Source organism: Legionella anisa, assembly GCF_001467525.1.
GTDB classification, from domain to species: Bacteria; Pseudomonadota; Gammaproteobacteria; order Legionellales; family Legionellaceae; genus Legionella; species Legionella anisa.
Genome location: NZ_LNXS01000046.1, coordinates 36561 through 53118 on the forward strand (window position 1 = coordinate 36561; position 16558 = coordinate 53118).

Here is a 16558-nt window from a genome sequence, read left to right on the forward strand (position 1 = left end):
CCCTTAGCAATTCTTTTAGCCCTGCTCTAAACCCCTACTTCTTTATTAACCCTACAAGAAGCTTACTTTTTACTAATGCATCAACAATTATACTGCTCATGTCGATCTCATTGGTTTCATGATGAATCGTATTACACGTGATGATTTGCGCTATCTTAGTATCTAATAAAATCGTGTAGGCATCTTCTGCAAAAAGAGCATGTACACCAATGCACGTAACCGATTTTATGCCCATATTTTTTAAATGCAGTACCGTTTGAACCATGGTTCTTCCAGTAGAGATGATATCATCCACTAACACCGGTGAAACAGAGTGAATATTGGGTATCTTAGGAATTGAAACCGTTACCTTTTTATCGCCATGTCTTACCTTTTCCAATATAGTATAGGGTGCATGTGCTTTTTTTGCGATTTCAGCGACCCACTGTTCACTTTCCATATCAGGTCCAATAATCACTGGATGATTGATATGTTTTTGAATCCATCCCGATATCGCATCGGTTGCATGCACCACAAAAGTGGGGATTGAATAGATGTCACTTAATGATTTATAGCGGTGCAAATGGGGATCAATAGTCATGAGCCAATGAAATGATTGGGATAAAAGATTGGCGAAATAACGCGAGGTTACTCCTTCACCCGGATGAAATTGCGTATCTTGTCGTAAATACGCTAAGTAAGGGGCGATTAAACCCATTTGAGCGACTCCAAGCTCTTTTGCAGTGTGTGCAAAAAAGTATAACAGTAGAATTTTTTCATCCGGCTGATTGAAACTGGTCACCACAATAATGTCACGATTTTTAATTTCCGAATTGATTTTGATATACCATTCTTGATCTGGAAAACGATGTACTGTCACATCACCTACCTCAACATCAAGACGTTCGATTAATGTTTTGCTCAGTTCTGAGCGCTCAAATAATGAAAAAAGAATGGGTTTCAATGTCCTTCTCCTATCGAGATAATGTCCTTTTTCCCACTAATGAAATGTCGCGCATAATTTAATTCACCTACTGATTCTGCATGAATGGTAAAAAGTGGCTGTCCTTTTTCAATGGACGTGCCAATTGGGGTAAGGAAATCAACCCCAGCTGCTTTTGCATAAGGTGCTCCAGCCAGTTTTCCGATTTTAGCTAATAAGTGATTATCTATTGCAACCACTATCCCTGAATGTGGCGATTCGACGGTGTGTGTAAATCGAGCGGTTGTCGGCTTTCTCATGCCGCCTTGAGCCTCACAAATGGCTTGAAATTTTTTCCAAGCTTGCCCTGTATCTAACAGTTCTTTAGCGAGTTCCTTGCCGGTACCTGTCTTTACTTTTGGAGAAAACTCAAGAGCGATTCCTGCCAAGGTTAACGCTCTGTCACGTAAATCGGTTGGTGCGTGGGGAGTCCCTTGCAATACCGCCAATACATCGCGAGCCTCCAAAGCAGGACCAATCCCTCGTCCAACGGGTTGTGAACCATCAGTAAATACAGTATGAACAGTCATTCCTAACTGTTTTCCCACTGCTGTAAGTGAACGACTAAGCTCGGAAGCACTCTTTAAACTGCGAATTTTTGCGGTTGGCCCAATAGGGATATCAATAACGACATGAGTTGAACCTGCAGCAATTTTTTTGGAAAGGATGGAGGCAATCAATTGCCCCTCACTATCCAGATCAAGAGCCTTTTCAACGCGAATGAGTACGTCGTCTGCTGGGCTTAATGCAACCGAACCGCCCCACACAATACAGCCTTGCTCTTGTTCAACTACCTGATGCATTTGCTTAGGATTTAATGATACCGGTGCCAGCACTTCCATGGTATCCGCGGTCCCTGCAGGAGATGTAATGGCACGCGATGAGGTTTTAGGTACCGTCAACCCAAATGCTGCAAGAATAGGTACAACAATAAGGGTCGTACGATTACCAGGCAACCCACCGACACAGTGTTTGTCCACAACAAGAGGAGAGGACCAGGTTAATTGTTCACCACTATGAATCATCGCTTGAGTAAGCCGCTTAATTTCCGTAGTATTCAATCGGTCACCAGCACATGCGGTTAAAAAAGAGGCGATTTGAATATCAGACAGCTGACCACTTAATAAGTCACTGACAATCACCCTCATCTCTTCTAGTGAAAGTGTTTTGCCATAAATTTTAGAATGAATAAAGTTTAATGATTCCAGTGGCGTAGGATGAGACAAGTAGATTTCATCACCTTCTTTAGCATGCAATGTGTCCCAAGCATAATTGGACAAACCGGCTTCACCGGGAAGAATAAGATCGGATTCAATGACATTAAGTGTGGCAATAACTGAATAGTGACCTAAGCTTATTTGAATCCGTGTGTGAACTTCAAATCCTTCTGAGAAACAAATCGGACAATCGGGTCGCATATAGATAATTGCCTCATGATAGGTATTAATCCCAAGGCGCTTTATCTTTAGTGAATGGCTGGAAATGGAATTCATAACAGTTTCTCTGTTTGTAAATAAGTTGGAACAGAGCACTGCCAACCCAATTGTTGTTCGACTTTTTCTTTAAAAGAGCGCGCACTTTGAATCTCACCATGAGTAATAAATACTTTTTTGGGCGTGCGTTTAAAGTTTTTTAACCAATCCAGTAACTCTTGATAGTCAGCGTGGGCAGAAGCACTGCTCATTACTTCCACCTGAGCCCGCACAGGAACTAGGTCACCATGAATTTTTAATGCGTGCTCACCTGCCATTAACCGCGCTCCACGCGTACCCCCCGCCTGATATCCAGCAAGAAGAATGGTACTTTTAGGATCGGGTGCGAACACTTTTAAATGATGCAAAATACGACCACCGGTCAGCATTCCACTTGCAGAAATAATAATTTGCGGTATCTGTTGCCTGTCAATTTGTTTCGACTCTTCAGGCGTGCTGGTATAGGTTGCAACATCACATAAGCCCATACATTCCTCCCTGCTTAAGCGATGATCTGCCTTATAAGTGCATAAAATATGAGTGGCGCTTATGGCCATAGGGCTATCTAAATAAACAGGAATCGCATTGGGTATGGCGCCGCTCTTTTTAAGTTGATAAATATAATAAAGAAGACTTTGTGCACGACCTACCGCAAATGCCGGAATAACGAGTGAGCCGCCGCGCTGAACCGTGTCATTAATGATCTGGCTCATTTGCGGCAAGGGATCAGTTGTATCATGTAATCGATCACCATAGGTCGATTCCATCACAATATAATCCGCCTCATCCATGGGTGTTGGCGCGTTCATCACCCGATCGTGAGGACGGCCTATATCCCCAGTAAATAAAATTGAGGCGGCCCCTTTTTTAATCTTTATAAATGCAGCGCCAATAATGTGTCCTGCACGGCTAAATTCGAAACTTAACTCATTAAAAAGCGGAAAAGAGACACCAAAATCAACTTCGACACAGTGTAATAATGCAGTTTGTGCATCTTCTTCTGTATAAAGCGGTAGTGCCAATTGATGCTTGGAATAACCATATCTATTTGCAAATCGTGCATCCTCTTCCTGGAGATGACCACTATCTGGCAACAAAATAGAAGAGAGGGCTTTTGTACCAGGGGTCATATAAATGGTGCCTTTAAACCCATTTTTTACTAATAAAGGAAGATAACCCGTATGATCGATGTGAGCATGGGTCACGATCACCGCATCGATTTCTTGAGGATTGATGGGAAATTTATTCCAGTTACGTAATCGTAATTCTTTATAACCTTGGAAAAGACCACAATCGATAAGCACTTTTCTCGAATCAGAGGTCAATAGATATTTAGATCCGGTGACGGTTTGGGTTGCACCTAAAAACGTCAGTTGCATGTTGCCTCCATTCATTGCTTCACTTTCTTAAGCAAAATCGCCACATCACCTAGATCTGCTTGATGTAGCTTTACTGCATCCTTTTTTTATTCCATTGAATCATCAACAAGTTCATGAACTCAAAGTAAGTTATAATAAAAAGTTCTTGTCACTTATTAAACCATTTTATAGGTAATCTATTGATTATGTTTTCAGGTTCTTAGAAAAAAGTCCACCAAAAAGAAAAATGAGTGTGGCCCACCTTGCAATTACATTAATTTCAAGCGCCCAAAGACAATGAGGCATTAATCCATGTGCTATACTGTGAAAGCACAATGGAGGAATGATGTCACAGGATCGCGAACATCTTATTACCCAACATAACACGAATCATGAAAAAAGTTGGTGGCTCTCTTTACGTGGGTTCGTCATTTTTATTGTTCTTATCGCAATCGGTTATTATCTATTTGAGAAACATAGAGCCCATCTCTTTAATGTATTGCCATTGGTTCTATTATTGCTTTGCCCACTGATGCATTTTTTTATGCATGGAACACATCATCACCATCATAATGAAAAATCTCAGGAAGAAAAGGACTAATCGTTTATGGAACACTCATCTTATGCCTATGGACTTTGGTTATTAGTCATCATCAATTCAGCTATTTTTATTTTATTTGCCTACAGCTTTACTCAATATAAGACAAAAACGAACTGGAGAACATGGGGAACTTTTTCAGCTTTTGTTATTGCTTATTTTACCGAAATGTATGGCTTTCCCTTAACGATTTATCTCCTTTCCGGGTGGCTTTCTAAATACTATCCAGGTGTTAATTTTTATTCCCATGAAAATGGACACTTATTGCATACTCTTTTTGGCTTAAAAGGAGACCCTCACTTCGACCCATTTCATATTGCCAGTAATGTTTTGATTGTGATTGGCTTTCTGATTGTGGCTTCAGCGTGGAACATACTGTACAAAGCGCAACAAAGAAATCAATTGGCTACAAGCGGACTCTATGCCAGAGTGCGCCATCCTCAATATGATGGGTTCATCCTCATTATGATAGGTTTTCTATTACAATGGCCCACCCTTTTAACGTTAGTGATGTTTCCTATTCTTGTCTTCATCTATGTTAAACTTGCACGTCAAGAAGAAAAAGAAGTTTTAGCTCAGTTTGGAGAGGAATACAAACGTTATGCTGATAAAACACCTGCATTTATACCTCGTTGGATGAGAAATAAAGACAAGATACAGAAATAATATATATTATATTTCTGCATACTCCAGAGCCACTACAATTTCTAAAAGCCAACAATTTTGTTAGAATAACGCGATTGCATCCAGGTTGAACGAAGTTTGCTTCGTTATTCTCAATCGAATGGCAAGATTCCAAAGGTGGTGCATTTTCCTAAAAATCTCGTAGCAAAATAGTTCTGATTCACATTATGATTAACATAGGATTTAAGATGACTGTATTAGAAAGAGTAATTATTTGGACGGTTTATTTTCAGGATTTTTTATTAATTCATCCTTTGCACATTCTCAGCATGAAACAAGCTCTGTAGGAAATCCTTAAAAATGGAGCATAAGGCCTCATATTGTTTTTGCTGTTTAATTAGGGTTTAATCACCACTTCCTTGTTCCCAAGAAAAGAACCATGAATAAAGACGCAAATTGGTATGGCCTGAATATGCTGCCCTTGTATATTGAGATAAGCGAAGGCCAACTTGAAGCATCAGTTGAACAACTCAATAATCTAAACCAAGTCCAATCGAAACCCCATGTACTTGATAGCGAGACCATTGAGCGAATCATTAAACTGCACAGCGCTCAAAATGCTGATAATTGGGTCTTCTTCGAACAATGTAAAAAATGGCGCAATGAAAATCCCACAAATGAAGAATTAAAACTCATTGCTCAGGTTGAAAAAAATACTAATCAGCTTGCAGAGGTGAATAATAAAATTTTAACTTTAGCTAATTCATTTAAAGGTAATACTATTGACAGCATCCTTGGTAAAGGAGATTTTGAGTTGGGCCTTGAATACCTGTTAAAACAACTGACAGGCTCTAATTCATAACAAATGAGAGGTCATCACAAACTAAATTAACCAATGAAAAACCTGTGATTAAAAATCCGCCTTCCGAAAGCTTCTTTAATTTTATCAACCACTTATAATATAGCGTTTAGTCCTTTTTTCTCAATTAAAGAAAGTAATTTTAAAGAAGTACCCGCTGGTTTTTTAAGTCCCCTCTCCCATTGACTAATAAGATCTTTAGATACATTAAGACAATACGCAAATATGGGTTGGCTCACATTTTCTCGTTCACGCAATGCCTTTATTTCTACAGGTAAAAATTCATGTATCGGGGTTAAACATGCGCGATCAAATTGCCGCATTGTTTTTTTATCAATAACACCCGCATCAAACATATCAACGACAGTTTCATGTACGGCCTCAAAAACTTCACTTTTATATGTTTTATTTGTGCTCATTATATAGTACCTCCACAAGTGCGCCTGATTGGAGCAATCGCTCAATGTCATCACCAGAAAAACTAAGCATCTGCCGAGATAAATCTTTAAATATTTGCTCTTCTTCCTGGCTTATATTGTCACGTTCATTTTTTGGAAATCCATACACCAAAAAAGCCAGATCTTTATATCGATATAGAATAATACACCGATACCCACTAGACTTTCCTTGGTTTGCTCTGCCAAGCCTTTGCTTTATAACTCCACCACCATAATCAACATCGATTATCCCATTTTCAATCTCTTTTATTAATTTACATAATTGAGAATCTAAAATATGCTCTTTCTTTGCAAATTTAGTAAACCATTTATTTTTAAAAACCCGCAAAATAACATTCCATATTTCTTTTATTATATTATGTGATTATATAGTACTTAGTTCTATATTTCAAGAAAGGTGTCGCGGGTGTCATAACAAAATGAAAATGTCACATGGAAACCAACTTTAGGTTCGGTTTTTTCTTACTATCTGAGTTAGAGCGAAAAATGAGATCATATAAATGAAGGAATACTATTGGGGTGTTAGGATTGCTATTAATCAACAAATTATTTGTATCAGTTAACGCTCGCGCCAGTTTCTCATCAAAATCAAATAATTCGCTACACACCAGGCCAAATGGCAGAACCTATTCCACCTGTTCCACCTGTTCCACCTGTTCCGCCTGTGACGACAGCAATCCTTTGTTCCATGAATAATGCCTCCATTTTTGATAAAAATTCCCTATTTGAATTCAAAAAATCGTCTGAAGAAAAGTCCATTTAGAAGCTACTCATTGCAACTTAATCCATCACATCGCTTCGTATATTGAGGAGAAACGTTACTCTTGGATAGTTTTTCTTTTGTTTTCATCTCAATTGATGGAATAAATTACTCTGTTTCTTTATCAAATTTTAGACTCAGCAACATTTTCCTTATCTTGAAGTAAACAAGCTGATTAATAAAATGATTTAAGATACTTAGGATAGCATACTCATTTTTACTAAATGAGTATAATAATTTATTCTGTTTATTTAATAAAAATACCTCTGGTTTACCCTAAAGCAAGCCAATCCTTGAGTCTGCGCCAATCTACTGTGCCACAACCAATTCAAAAGCAAACTGCAACGTTTATATTAATTAATAATCAAAGGATTGATAACCTGATCACACTCTCTACTGCACAAATAACTAACACATATTTTTTAAACTTTATAAATACTCACATCTTCTTTTAGGTGCTTAGCAATACCATCCAAATTATGAATAAATGCCATCATCTCTTTTATTCCGCTGGAAAAAGTAGAGGTAGTGCGATTAATTTCATTCATACTCTCAACAATTTGCTCAATCCCAGTAGCTTCTTGACGAATGGCTATCTCAATGTGTTGACTTGAAATCGACGCTTCATTAATCATTTTACTGAGTGTTTGAATCACTTCACCTGCTTTCTCAATGAGCTTTGTTCCTGAATCAAGGGTCTTTGCCCCTTCTTTTGTAACTACGACCGCTTTTTCAGTGGTACGTCGAATGTCCTCAAGAATTTTTTGCACTTGTATCGTTGACTGTTCTGATTGCTCCGCAAGATTTCTTACTTCTGTTGCCACTGCAGCAAAACCTTTTCCAGCTTCTCCTGCTTTTGATGCTTCAATCGATGCATTCAATGCCAGCATCTTTGATTGTTGGGCAAGGGTATTTACTACAGAGGTAATGTCGCCAATTTGTTGGGTGTGATTACTTAAATCAAGAATGGTTTGTGCTATGAGCTTCATCTTTTCTTCTGAAGCTTTAATCCCTTGAATGCTTTGTTCTACGGACTCTGTGCCTAGTTTTCCTTGCTCGTAGGTATTTTTAGCAACTTCCCGCAGAGCTTGTGCTTTAGCCATGGTATGTTTTGAGCTCTTATCTATTTCTTCCAATGACGCACTGATTTCATTAATAGCCGATGCTTGAGCTGTAATCCCTTCTGCTTGTTCGTTTGCTGAAGTGAGTACCGTTCCAACCATAGTGACGATGTCATTGCTGACTTTCGTAATTTTTTTGGTGATTGATGCCAACCCATCGGTCATCGAATTTAAATCTTTACCCAGATCCTGTAATATGTCTTCCTGATCTATTTCAAGACGCGCTCTGAGATCGCCTGCAGCAACTTTACTGCTATGTAATCCACATTTTTTCGACGAACTGACTAATTTATCAAATAATTCTCGTGATTCTTCTTCTTTATTACGAAGAATTTCTTCGTTTTTCTTAATCGCCTCTTGCATGGCTTTTAGTGATAAAAGCAGTTTACCTAATTTATCTGCCGTTTTGATTTCAATCACTACGTCGCGTGCTCCTGCCGCAATTCGTTCGGCAATATTTCGTGCATAATCTACGGGGATTGATATGGCACGCTGAGTCATATAAGGTACAATAAGTGTTAGAATAATTGCTAAAATGAATAACCATAAGGCTGCTTTTTTTAAGGAAATTAGACTGTTATCTATTTTATTAACATGTGATTCAATTTCACTGGATAAATCACTGAATAAGCCACCTTCTCTTTTACCCGTTGCTTCCAAATAAGGACCATCAATGATATCTATCATTGATTTTTGAAAAGTTCTTGTTTTGTTTCGGCTATTTTCTACATTATCTAAGTTATTGGGATTCCTGGGAGCATTTATTATTAATGCTTGAGCTTGGTATAAAGATCCATAAAGCTCTTGGAGCTTATCCCATTCGTGCCGTATTTTTTGATTATCTAACACTCGCATTACCTTATCCCACTGACCTCTAACCCTATTGATTTCATGCCATATATTGACAAAATAAATCTTATCTTTTGGATCTCCAGTCATTGCCCAATGCTCCAAAATATCTTGAGCTTGATAAATTTGGCTATCAAGAATTGGGGGTAGATTTTCATTATGAATTTTATAGCTTAGATTGACTATGCAATTTATTTTTGGCAACAAAAGCATAATCAATATCAACAAAGGTAAACTAAGGGTCATAAATCCAATAAATAATCGAGTTCGTATTGTAATCACAAAACCTCGTTGATTTGTATTGGCGTTCATGAACTTCTCCTATTCTGTCCAGATTCTTTGGCCTACATGATCTAATCCGCTAATATATTTCCCAATTTTATAAAAAATTACACGCTTAGAGCATTGCTTAAAAAAATCGATGCCATCTACGGACACAATTAAGTCAAATGCATATAGAACGCAACACCATGTAAAAAAATTGCCGATAAAGCAAAGAAAACAATTAATGCAATAAAAAAGGATAACGTTTTCTTCTTTTTTCGAAAGTAAATCATTAAACCTAACAAGAAACCAAGCAACAAACAAAGAACTGCCAATCCCGTTAAATTCATTAACATTTCTTATCCTTAACGTGCTGGATTATTTATTCTGATGGCTGATGGTTATGGCCACCATCACCTCCAAAACCGCCGTCATATCCTCTTTCTGGATGTTTTTCTGTGGAAGTTGATTGGGTCGAAGCACAGGACATTAATCCCAGTCCCAAACAACAGATGCTTATTAAAAAGAACACTCTTAAATTGCTCATCGTTTTCTCCCTCTTCGCTTTATTTTAATTTTTTTAATAATTCCATTAATTTTAACGCATCATTTTGGGTAATCGGTTTCACGCCATACGTTTCAGAGCCTTGATTCATTTTATCCACGCAAAGATCCTTAGAAAGAATGACTATGGGTGTTGATTTATTAAGTTCTGAGTCACTTTGGATACGCAGAATAAGCTCACGATAATTAAAACCGTCAGTCAAATTTCTATCAATTAAAATATAATCATAACGCCTCATTAATGCTAATTCCAATCCGGAATGAGCATCCCATGCCATATCGACACTGTGGTTTAATTGCTGCAGTTGAGCACGGATAAGAATACGCTCACCTAATGAGTCATCCACGATGAGTAACAATAAAGAATGAGCCATGTTTAACCTTATTCTATAAAATCAAATCACTATGTCCATCCAGCCTTAGTCCTCTTGAATCTCAGAATGACCTTTATGAGAGTTCAATAGGCGCAATCCATTAGCCACCACAATTAAACTGGCACCCATATCAGCAAAAACGGCCATCCAAAGGGTTGCGACTCCCGCAAGCGCTAAAATAAAAAATACGCCTTTGATGGCAATGGATAAGCTGATGTTTTGGCGAAGAACTCGGGCGGTATTGCGGCTTAGCTCGATGTATAGAGGAAGCATGGCTAAATTATCATTCATTAATGCCACATCGGCTGTTTCTAAAGCAGTATCGGTTCCCTTACCCATAGCAAAGCTAATACTTGCTTTCGCTAACGCAGGCGCATCATTAATGCCGTCCCCGACCATCCCCACATTTTTGTATTGTTCCAATAAGTGATTAATGGCTTGTAATTTATCAGTGGGCAACACATTGGCTTTCACCTCATCAATACCCACTTGTTTGGCAATCGCTTGAGCGGTTACTGCATTATCACCCGTTAGCATCGCAGTTTTTATGCCTTGCTCATGGAGTTTTGAGATGGCCCATTGACTCGTCTTACGAAGCGTATCGGCTACTGCAAAAAGGGCAAGTACGGTCGTATTATTACTTAAAATAACCGTAGTTTTTCCCTCTTCTTCCAATTGTTTAAGAATTTGTTCGATCTCAGGCGAACAGACTCGATTGTCTTCAGCAAGTTGGTGGTTGCCCACAAAATACAGTTTCTGTTGCACTAAGCCTTTTACACCGCGTCCAGGTAGTGCTGAGAACTGTTCCACCTCCAACAGTGTGGTATTGGGTTGTTCTTGTTGCCAATATGATACCAAAGCATGGGCCACAGGATGTTCCGAGTGACTATCAAGGCTTGCAGCCAATAAAAGTAACTCCTCCTTAGTTTCATTCTTATCATAAATAATAAAATCAGTAACCACAGGTTTGCCTTCGGTTAGGGTACCGGTTTTATCCAAAGCAATTAATTTTAAGCGATATCCCGTCTCTAAATAGCTTCCCCCCTTAATCAAAAGCCCGTGTTTCGCAGCAGAAGCTAATCCACTCACCACCGTGACAGGAGTTGAAATGACCAAAGCGCAGGGGCATGCAATCACCAACAAAGTGAGCGCCTTATAGAGCCAATCATAAAAAGGATAACCAAAAACCAAAGGAGGAATCAACGCAATAAGAACTGCGATGAGGACCATAATCGGCGTATAATAGCGTGCAAATTGGTCAACAAAACGTTGCGTTGGAGCGCGCTCTGCTTGGGCTTGCTCAATGGCCTTTCCGATTTTAGCAAGTAGTGTATCTCCAGATGCTTTAGTGACTTTCACCTCAAGCACACCATGCTCATTTAAAGTACCCGCAAACACAGCGTCATCAATCTGTTTCGTCACTGGCATGGACTCACCCGTAATGGGGGCTTGATTCACTGTGCTCTGTCCTGAAACCACCATCCCATCCAGCGGTATACGCTCACCAGGCTTTACTTTAAAAACAGCCCCTGGCTGCACTTTCGCTATAGGTAGAGAAAGCCATTGCCCATTATCCTGTTTTATGAGGGCAACCTCAGGGGCAATTTGCATCAAACTGCGAATAGCAAGTCGTGCTTTGTCTAAAGAATAGCGCTCAATACGCTCGGCCAGCGCAAACAATACAGTGACCATGGCAGCCTCTGGCCAGGCACCAATGAACACCGCCCCAACTATAGCAATCAGCATCAAGCTGTTGATATTCATCGCTTTAGTACGTAGTGCCAACCAGCCCTTTTTAAAAGTAGGAGGCCCACTTAATGCAATGGCCAGTAAGGCAGGAATAATAGTCCAGCTTGAGCGTTCCGAATTCAAATAATATGAGGCCAATTCAGAAAAAAGCGCCAAAATAGCGGCTAATAAAATGATTTTCCAGGAAAAATCAGAAACAGGCAGCTCTCCTTCTTTGGTTAAATGAGCACTGCCTTTAGTACGCACACTCATCCCTAAGGATTCAATGTGCTGCTGCAACGAATCAATAGCAGAAAGCCGATGATGTATGGTGACTTCTTCTGCTATAAAATTAAATTCCAAATGTTCAATTTCAGGCATGTCTTTTAATTGTTTTCTGATAAGCTGCTCTTCTGCTGGACAATCAAGGCCAGCCACAAAAAAGGTGGTTGCTGTTAATGGCGTTGTCATAGTAATTTCCCACATTGTCCACAAAATTTAGCGCCCGCTGCAACTAGAGCACCACAGGCGCATAGGGTATTTTGTATTCCTTGGCCGCACTGGCCGCAAAAACGAGCCCCTGGGGCATTATAGTTTTGGCATTGGGGACAACGAATTCTTTGAGGTTCATTATTGGGCGAATTAATCGTATCATGGTTCTTTTGGCCACGATGCGAATTGCGGTAACCCCCATGGTGACCATTGAGAACGCTCCCAAAAATTCGTTTTAAAAAGCTCATGTTAATTCTCCATCTCTTCATCTTCAGTAAAATGTTTCAGCATGTCTTCGAGAATACAACGCACGTGCGTATCAAAAATACCGTGATAAATATGCTTGCCTTCTCGTTTAGCTACAAGAAGACGAGCCGAGCGCAAAAGGCTTAAATGATGACTGGTCAAGGGAACTGAAAGGTGTAATTGCTCAGCCAATTCAGATACTGATTTTGGCCCCTCAAGACAGGCTAAAAGAAGTTTTAAACGATTGGCCTCACCCATTAGATGCAATGTATCACTTAAGGCAATGATTTGGTCTTGCGTAATCATGATTAGTTCAATAGTTAAATAAGTATTTAACTATAAATATAGAAGAAAAATCTCCTTTGTCAATAAACGCTCCATTCAAAGACGCCAATACTCTTTGCTTTTAAAATAAACTTGCCTAAACTAAAGAGATTAAAACGTAAAGGATTATTTAATGAACTTTTTCTCCGACCATGAACCGCTTTTAATCGCTGTCTTTGCGTTTTTCTTAGGACTGTTCTTAATGATAGCGATGAAGAACGAACGCAGTAAAAACAAACGTCTCATTGCAACCCTGGGTTTTCTGTTTTCATTTTTTGGATTTATTGCAATCACCGTTATTCTTTTTCTGGGCTATTTACCCAGAATTCGTTGATTTTATTCTGGCGTCTAAACCTGTTGTTCTTTTACCCTCTGTCCCCCTTTTTTCGGCGCTCATGAAAGATATAATACAAACCGGGTAAAACCAACAAAGTCAAAAAGGTGGAGGAAATAATTCCGCCAATAACCACTGTAGCAAGAGGCCTTTGAACTTCAGAGCCGGTTCCTGTCGCAAGCGCCATCGGCACAAAACCTAATGATGCAACTAAGGCAGTCATCAATACGGGTCTTAGACGGGCGAGGGATCCTTGCAACACCGCATCTTTTAAATAGAATTTTTTCTGCTCATGAAGCTTATTAATAAAGGTAATCATGACCAATCCATTGAGTACGGCGACTCCTGATAAGGCAATAAATCCCACACCTGCAGAAATAGATAAGGGAATTCCACGCAACCACAAAGCAAAAACACCACCGGTTAAGGCAAGAGGAATTCCGCTAAACACCAAGAGCGCATCCCTAACTCTGCCAAAACTCATAAAAAGCAATAAGAAAATGCCTAAAAGCGTGATGGGTACAACGATTTGTAATCGTTGTGATGCTGACTGGAGTTGTTCAAATTGACCGCCCCAGGTGATCCAATAGCCAGGGGGGATTTTGACATTCTCATCAATACGAAGCTTGGCTTCATTCACAAAAGAGCTTAAATCTCGGTTTCTAACGTTTGAAGTGACCACTACACGACGCTTTCCAATTTCTCGACTGATTTGGTTCGGGCTTTCACTGCGCACCATCGAGGCGACTTCACTGAGTGGAATAAAGTGTTGTTCGCCATCTTTGGCAAGAGGTAGCGGAATGAATATTTGACGCAGCACATTCGGGTCGGTTCGCAAAGATTCGGGTAGACGTACCACGATATCAAAACGCTTATCCCCCTCAAAAAGCTCCCCGCCCTTCTTACCTCCCGTGGCAATGACTATGGCATCTTGAACCGTACCAATTTGTAGTCCATACCGTGCCAAAGCATTGCGATTAATGTCAACGGTTAAAAGCGGTAACCCACTCACCTGCTCTACTTTCACATCGGCAGCACCCGGTATCTTTTTTAATTGGACACTGATTGCTTCGGCCGTTTTTAGTAACGTATCCATGTCATCACCAAAAACTTTTACGGCGACATCACTACGAACTCCCGAAATGAGTTCATTAAAACGCATTTGAATCGGTTGAGTAAATTCATAATTATTCCCAGGAATTTGTTTTACGGCGTTTTCAATTTCCTGAACTAACTCCTGTTTGGTTTTCTTAGGGTTAGGCCAATCTTTGCGTGGTTTTAAAATAATAAAGGTATCAGCCACATTAGGCGGCATTGGGTCGGTTGCCACTTCCGCAGTCCCTAATTTGGCAAAAACAGTTTTTACCTCAGGAAATTCCCTGACTCGTTTTTCAACTAAATCCTGCATGGTAATTGCTTGCGTCAAGCTCGTTCCTGGAATTCGCATCGCATGCATGGCAATGTCCCCTTCATCAAGACTCGGGATAAACTCCCCACCTAAGCGAAAGGCAATCAATAAACTTAAGACAACTAAACCAAGAGCAGCACTTATAACGATTTTTCGCGCATGAAAACATCGACGTAATACTTTGCCATAGACTAAGGAGAGGTAATGCACTAACGCATTTTCTTTTTCTTGTAAGTGGCCACGTAAAAAAATAGCAATGGCAGCAGGTACAAAGGTTAATGCAAAAAGCATGGAGGCTAATAGCGCAATAATCACCGTTTCTGCCATAGGCAAAAACATTTTACCCTCAACGCCAGTCAGGGTGAGAATGGGTAAGTAAACCACTGTAATAATAAACACACCAAAAATACTGGGTCTAATCACTTCGGTCGTGGCATGAGCAATGACCTTTAACCGCTCTTCCAGATTTAAAATACGATTGAGCGCATGCTGTTGTTCACCCAGATGCTTCATGCAATTTTCAACAATAATCACCGCCCCATCGACTATCAAACCAAAATCCAAGGCGCCCAAACTCATTAAGTTTGCGCTGATTTGATTGGTCACCATTCCTGAAATCGTCAGCAGCATCGATAAGGGAATAACCATCGCCGTAATGAGCGCTGCTCGAATATTTCCCAAAAATAAAAATAAAATGAGGCAAACGAGGAGCGCTCCCTCTAAGAGGTTCTTTGTCACTGTATGAATTGTCGCATTGACTAATAAAGTTCGGTTATACACCGTAACCGCCGCAACTCCCTCGGGAAGCGATTTGTTAATTTCCTTCATTTTGGCAGCGACACGCTGAGATACAGTACGACTGTTTTCGCCCATCAACATAAAGACAGTACCCAATACTACTTCTTTGCTGTTCTCGGTAGCAGCACCTGTGCGTAATTCTTTACCTAAAGCAACTTCCGCCACGTCACGAATACGAACCGGTGTTCCTTCAAAACTGGCAATGACAATGTTTTCAATATCAGGAATGTTTTGCACCTGCCCAGGTACCCGGATTAAGTTTTGTTCCCCATTGGTCTCAATATAACCTGCACCTACATTGGCATTATTGCGTTTTAATGCTTCCACCACATTATCTAAACTTAAACTGTAGCGCACTAACTTCATAGGGTCTGGTGTAATATGAAATTGTTTTTCATAACCCCCAATGGTATTGACCTCAGCAACGCCTTCTACATTACGTAATTGCGGTTTAATAATCCAATCTTGAATGGTACGAAGTTCGGTTGGATTATAGCGCTGGCTTTCAGGTACATTAGGCTTGTTGGTAACTGTGTACATAAAAATCTCACCAAGACCTGTTGAAATAGGTCCTAAGGTAGTTTCTGCTTCTGGAGGCAATTTATCTTTTACCTCTTGCAAACGTTCATTAATCAACTGACGGGCAAAGTAAATATTGGTACCGTCTTTAAACACCACAGTGACTTGCGATAACCCATAGCGCGATAAAGAGCGAGTATAATCCAAATTGGGCAAACCACTCATCGCCAGTTCGATTGGAAAGGTAATACGCTGTTCTACTTCATAAGGAGAATATCCGGAAGCCTGGGTATTAATCTGTACCTGGACGTTGGTGATATCAGGTACCGCATCAATAGGGAGGCGTTGATAATTATACACGCCTAAAAGGGCAATAATCAGCGTGAATAAAAGAACAAACCAACGATGTTTTAAAGAAAAGCGAATAATATGTTCCAGCATCTCTAT

The 16558-nt window shown here is 39.8% G+C and carries 17 protein-coding genes; 4 read left to right on the forward strand and 13 right to left on the reverse strand.

Annotated elements, in window-relative coordinates:
• Window positions 1-34: 34 nt before the first annotated feature.
• Genes Lani_RS14835 through Lani_RS14845 form a run of 3 tightly spaced genes read right to left on the reverse strand, consistent with a single transcriptional unit; the run spans window position 35 to window position 3812 of the window.
• On the reverse strand, window positions 35-943 hold the full coding sequence (locus Lani_RS14835; RefSeq protein WP_058388649.1) for a ribose-phosphate pyrophosphokinase: 909 nt from the start codon (window positions 941-943) through the stop codon (window positions 35-37).
• Window positions 940-2454 (reverse strand): thymidine phosphorylase family protein, encoded by a 1515-nt coding sequence (locus Lani_RS14840; RefSeq protein ID WP_058388650.1) that lies wholly within the window; start codon window positions 2452-2454, stop codon window positions 940-942. The genes Lani_RS14835 and Lani_RS14840 overlap by 4 nt, the downstream gene beginning before the upstream one ends.
• Complete coding sequence (locus Lani_RS14845; protein WP_058388651.1) at window positions 2451-3812, reverse strand: MBL fold metallo-hydrolase RNA specificity domain-containing protein; 1362 nt, start codon at window positions 3810-3812, stop codon at window positions 2451-2453. The genes Lani_RS14840 and Lani_RS14845 overlap by 4 nt, the downstream gene beginning before the upstream one ends.
• Window positions 3813-4134: 322 nt before the next feature.
• On the opposite strand from Lani_RS14845, the gene Lani_RS14850 reads away from it, so the two are divergent.
• The 3 genes from Lani_RS14850 (at window position 4135) to Lani_RS14860 (ending at window position 5875) form a co-directional block, all read left to right on the forward strand.
• Window positions 4135-4392, forward strand: coding sequence for a DUF2933 domain-containing protein (locus Lani_RS14850; protein ID WP_223499676.1), 258 nt, complete (start codon window positions 4135-4137; stop codon window positions 4390-4392).
• A 6-nt stretch (window positions 4393-4398) separates the two neighbouring features.
• Window positions 4399-5055 carry a methyltransferase family protein gene (locus Lani_RS14855; RefSeq protein WP_058388653.1) on the forward strand — a complete coding sequence of 219 codons (657 nt, stop codon included), beginning with the start codon at window positions 4399-4401 and terminating at the stop codon, window positions 5053-5055.
• Window positions 5056-5452: 397 nt separating this feature from the next.
• On the forward strand, window positions 5453-5875 hold the full coding sequence (locus Lani_RS14860) for a hypothetical protein (protein WP_058388654.1): 423 nt from the start codon (window positions 5453-5455) through the stop codon (window positions 5873-5875).
• Window positions 5876-5967: 92 nt separating this feature from the next.
• On the opposite strand, the gene Lani_RS14865 is transcribed toward Lani_RS14860, so the two are convergent.
• The 9 genes from Lani_RS14865 to Lani_RS14900 all read right to left on the reverse strand — a co-directional run bounded on the left by Lani_RS14865 (window position 5968) and on the right by Lani_RS14900 (window position 13034).
• Window positions 5968-6291, reverse strand: coding sequence for a helix-turn-helix domain-containing protein (locus Lani_RS14865; RefSeq protein ID WP_015444995.1), 324 nt, complete (start codon window positions 6289-6291; stop codon window positions 5968-5970).
• On the reverse strand, window positions 6278-6658 hold the full coding sequence (locus Lani_RS14870; protein ID WP_058388655.1) for a type II toxin-antitoxin system RelE/ParE family toxin: 381 nt from the start codon (window positions 6656-6658) through the stop codon (window positions 6278-6280). The genes Lani_RS14865 and Lani_RS14870 overlap by 14 nt, the downstream gene beginning before the upstream one ends.
• An 854-nt stretch (window positions 6659-7512) precedes the next feature.
• A complete protein-coding gene (locus tag Lani_RS14875; protein WP_058388656.1) occupies window positions 7513-9372 on the reverse strand; it encodes a methyl-accepting chemotaxis protein in 1860 nt (619 codons plus the stop codon).
• A gap of 128 nt (window positions 9373-9500) precedes the next feature.
• Window positions 9501-9680, reverse strand: coding sequence for a hypothetical protein (locus tag Lani_RS14880; RefSeq protein WP_058388657.1), 180 nt, complete (start codon window positions 9678-9680; stop codon window positions 9501-9503).
• 26 nt (window positions 9681-9706) lie between these two features.
• Window positions 9707-9871 carry a hypothetical protein gene (locus Lani_RS20515; protein WP_167344756.1) on the reverse strand — a complete coding sequence of 55 codons (165 nt, stop codon included), beginning with the start codon at window positions 9869-9871 and terminating at the stop codon, window positions 9707-9709.
• Window positions 9872-9890: 19 nt separating this feature from the next.
• Window positions 9891-10262, reverse strand: coding sequence for a response regulator (locus Lani_RS14885; protein WP_058388658.1), 372 nt, complete (start codon window positions 10260-10262; stop codon window positions 9891-9893).
• Between the two features lie 45 nt (window positions 10263-10307).
• Complete coding sequence (locus Lani_RS14890; protein WP_058388659.1) at window positions 10308-12461, reverse strand: heavy metal translocating P-type ATPase; 2154 nt, start codon at window positions 12459-12461, stop codon at window positions 10308-10310.
• Window positions 12458-12730 carry a zinc ribbon domain-containing protein gene (locus Lani_RS14895; RefSeq protein WP_058388660.1) on the reverse strand — a complete coding sequence of 91 codons (273 nt, stop codon included), beginning with the start codon at window positions 12728-12730 and terminating at the stop codon, window positions 12458-12460. Before Lani_RS14895 ends, Lani_RS14890 begins: the two co-directional genes overlap by 4 nt.
• Window position 12731: 1 nt before the next feature.
• Window positions 12732-13034, reverse strand: coding sequence for an ArsR/SmtB family transcription factor (locus tag Lani_RS14900; RefSeq protein WP_058388661.1), 303 nt, complete (start codon window positions 13032-13034; stop codon window positions 12732-12734).
• 151 nt (window positions 13035-13185) lie between these two features.
• Here Lani_RS14900 and Lani_RS14905 point away from each other — a divergent pair, with 151 nt between their 5' ends.
• A complete protein-coding gene (locus Lani_RS14905; protein ID WP_058388662.1) occupies window positions 13186-13386 on the forward strand; it encodes a hypothetical protein in 201 nt (66 codons plus the stop codon).
• A 31-nt stretch (window positions 13387-13417) separates the two neighbouring features.
• On the opposite strand, the gene Lani_RS14910 is transcribed toward Lani_RS14905, so the two are convergent.
• Window positions 13418-16552 carry a CusA/CzcA family heavy metal efflux RND transporter gene (locus tag Lani_RS14910; RefSeq protein WP_058388663.1) on the reverse strand — a complete coding sequence of 1045 codons (3135 nt, stop codon included), beginning with the start codon at window positions 16550-16552 and terminating at the stop codon, window positions 13418-13420.
• Between the last annotated feature and the right edge of the window lie 6 nt (window positions 16553-16558).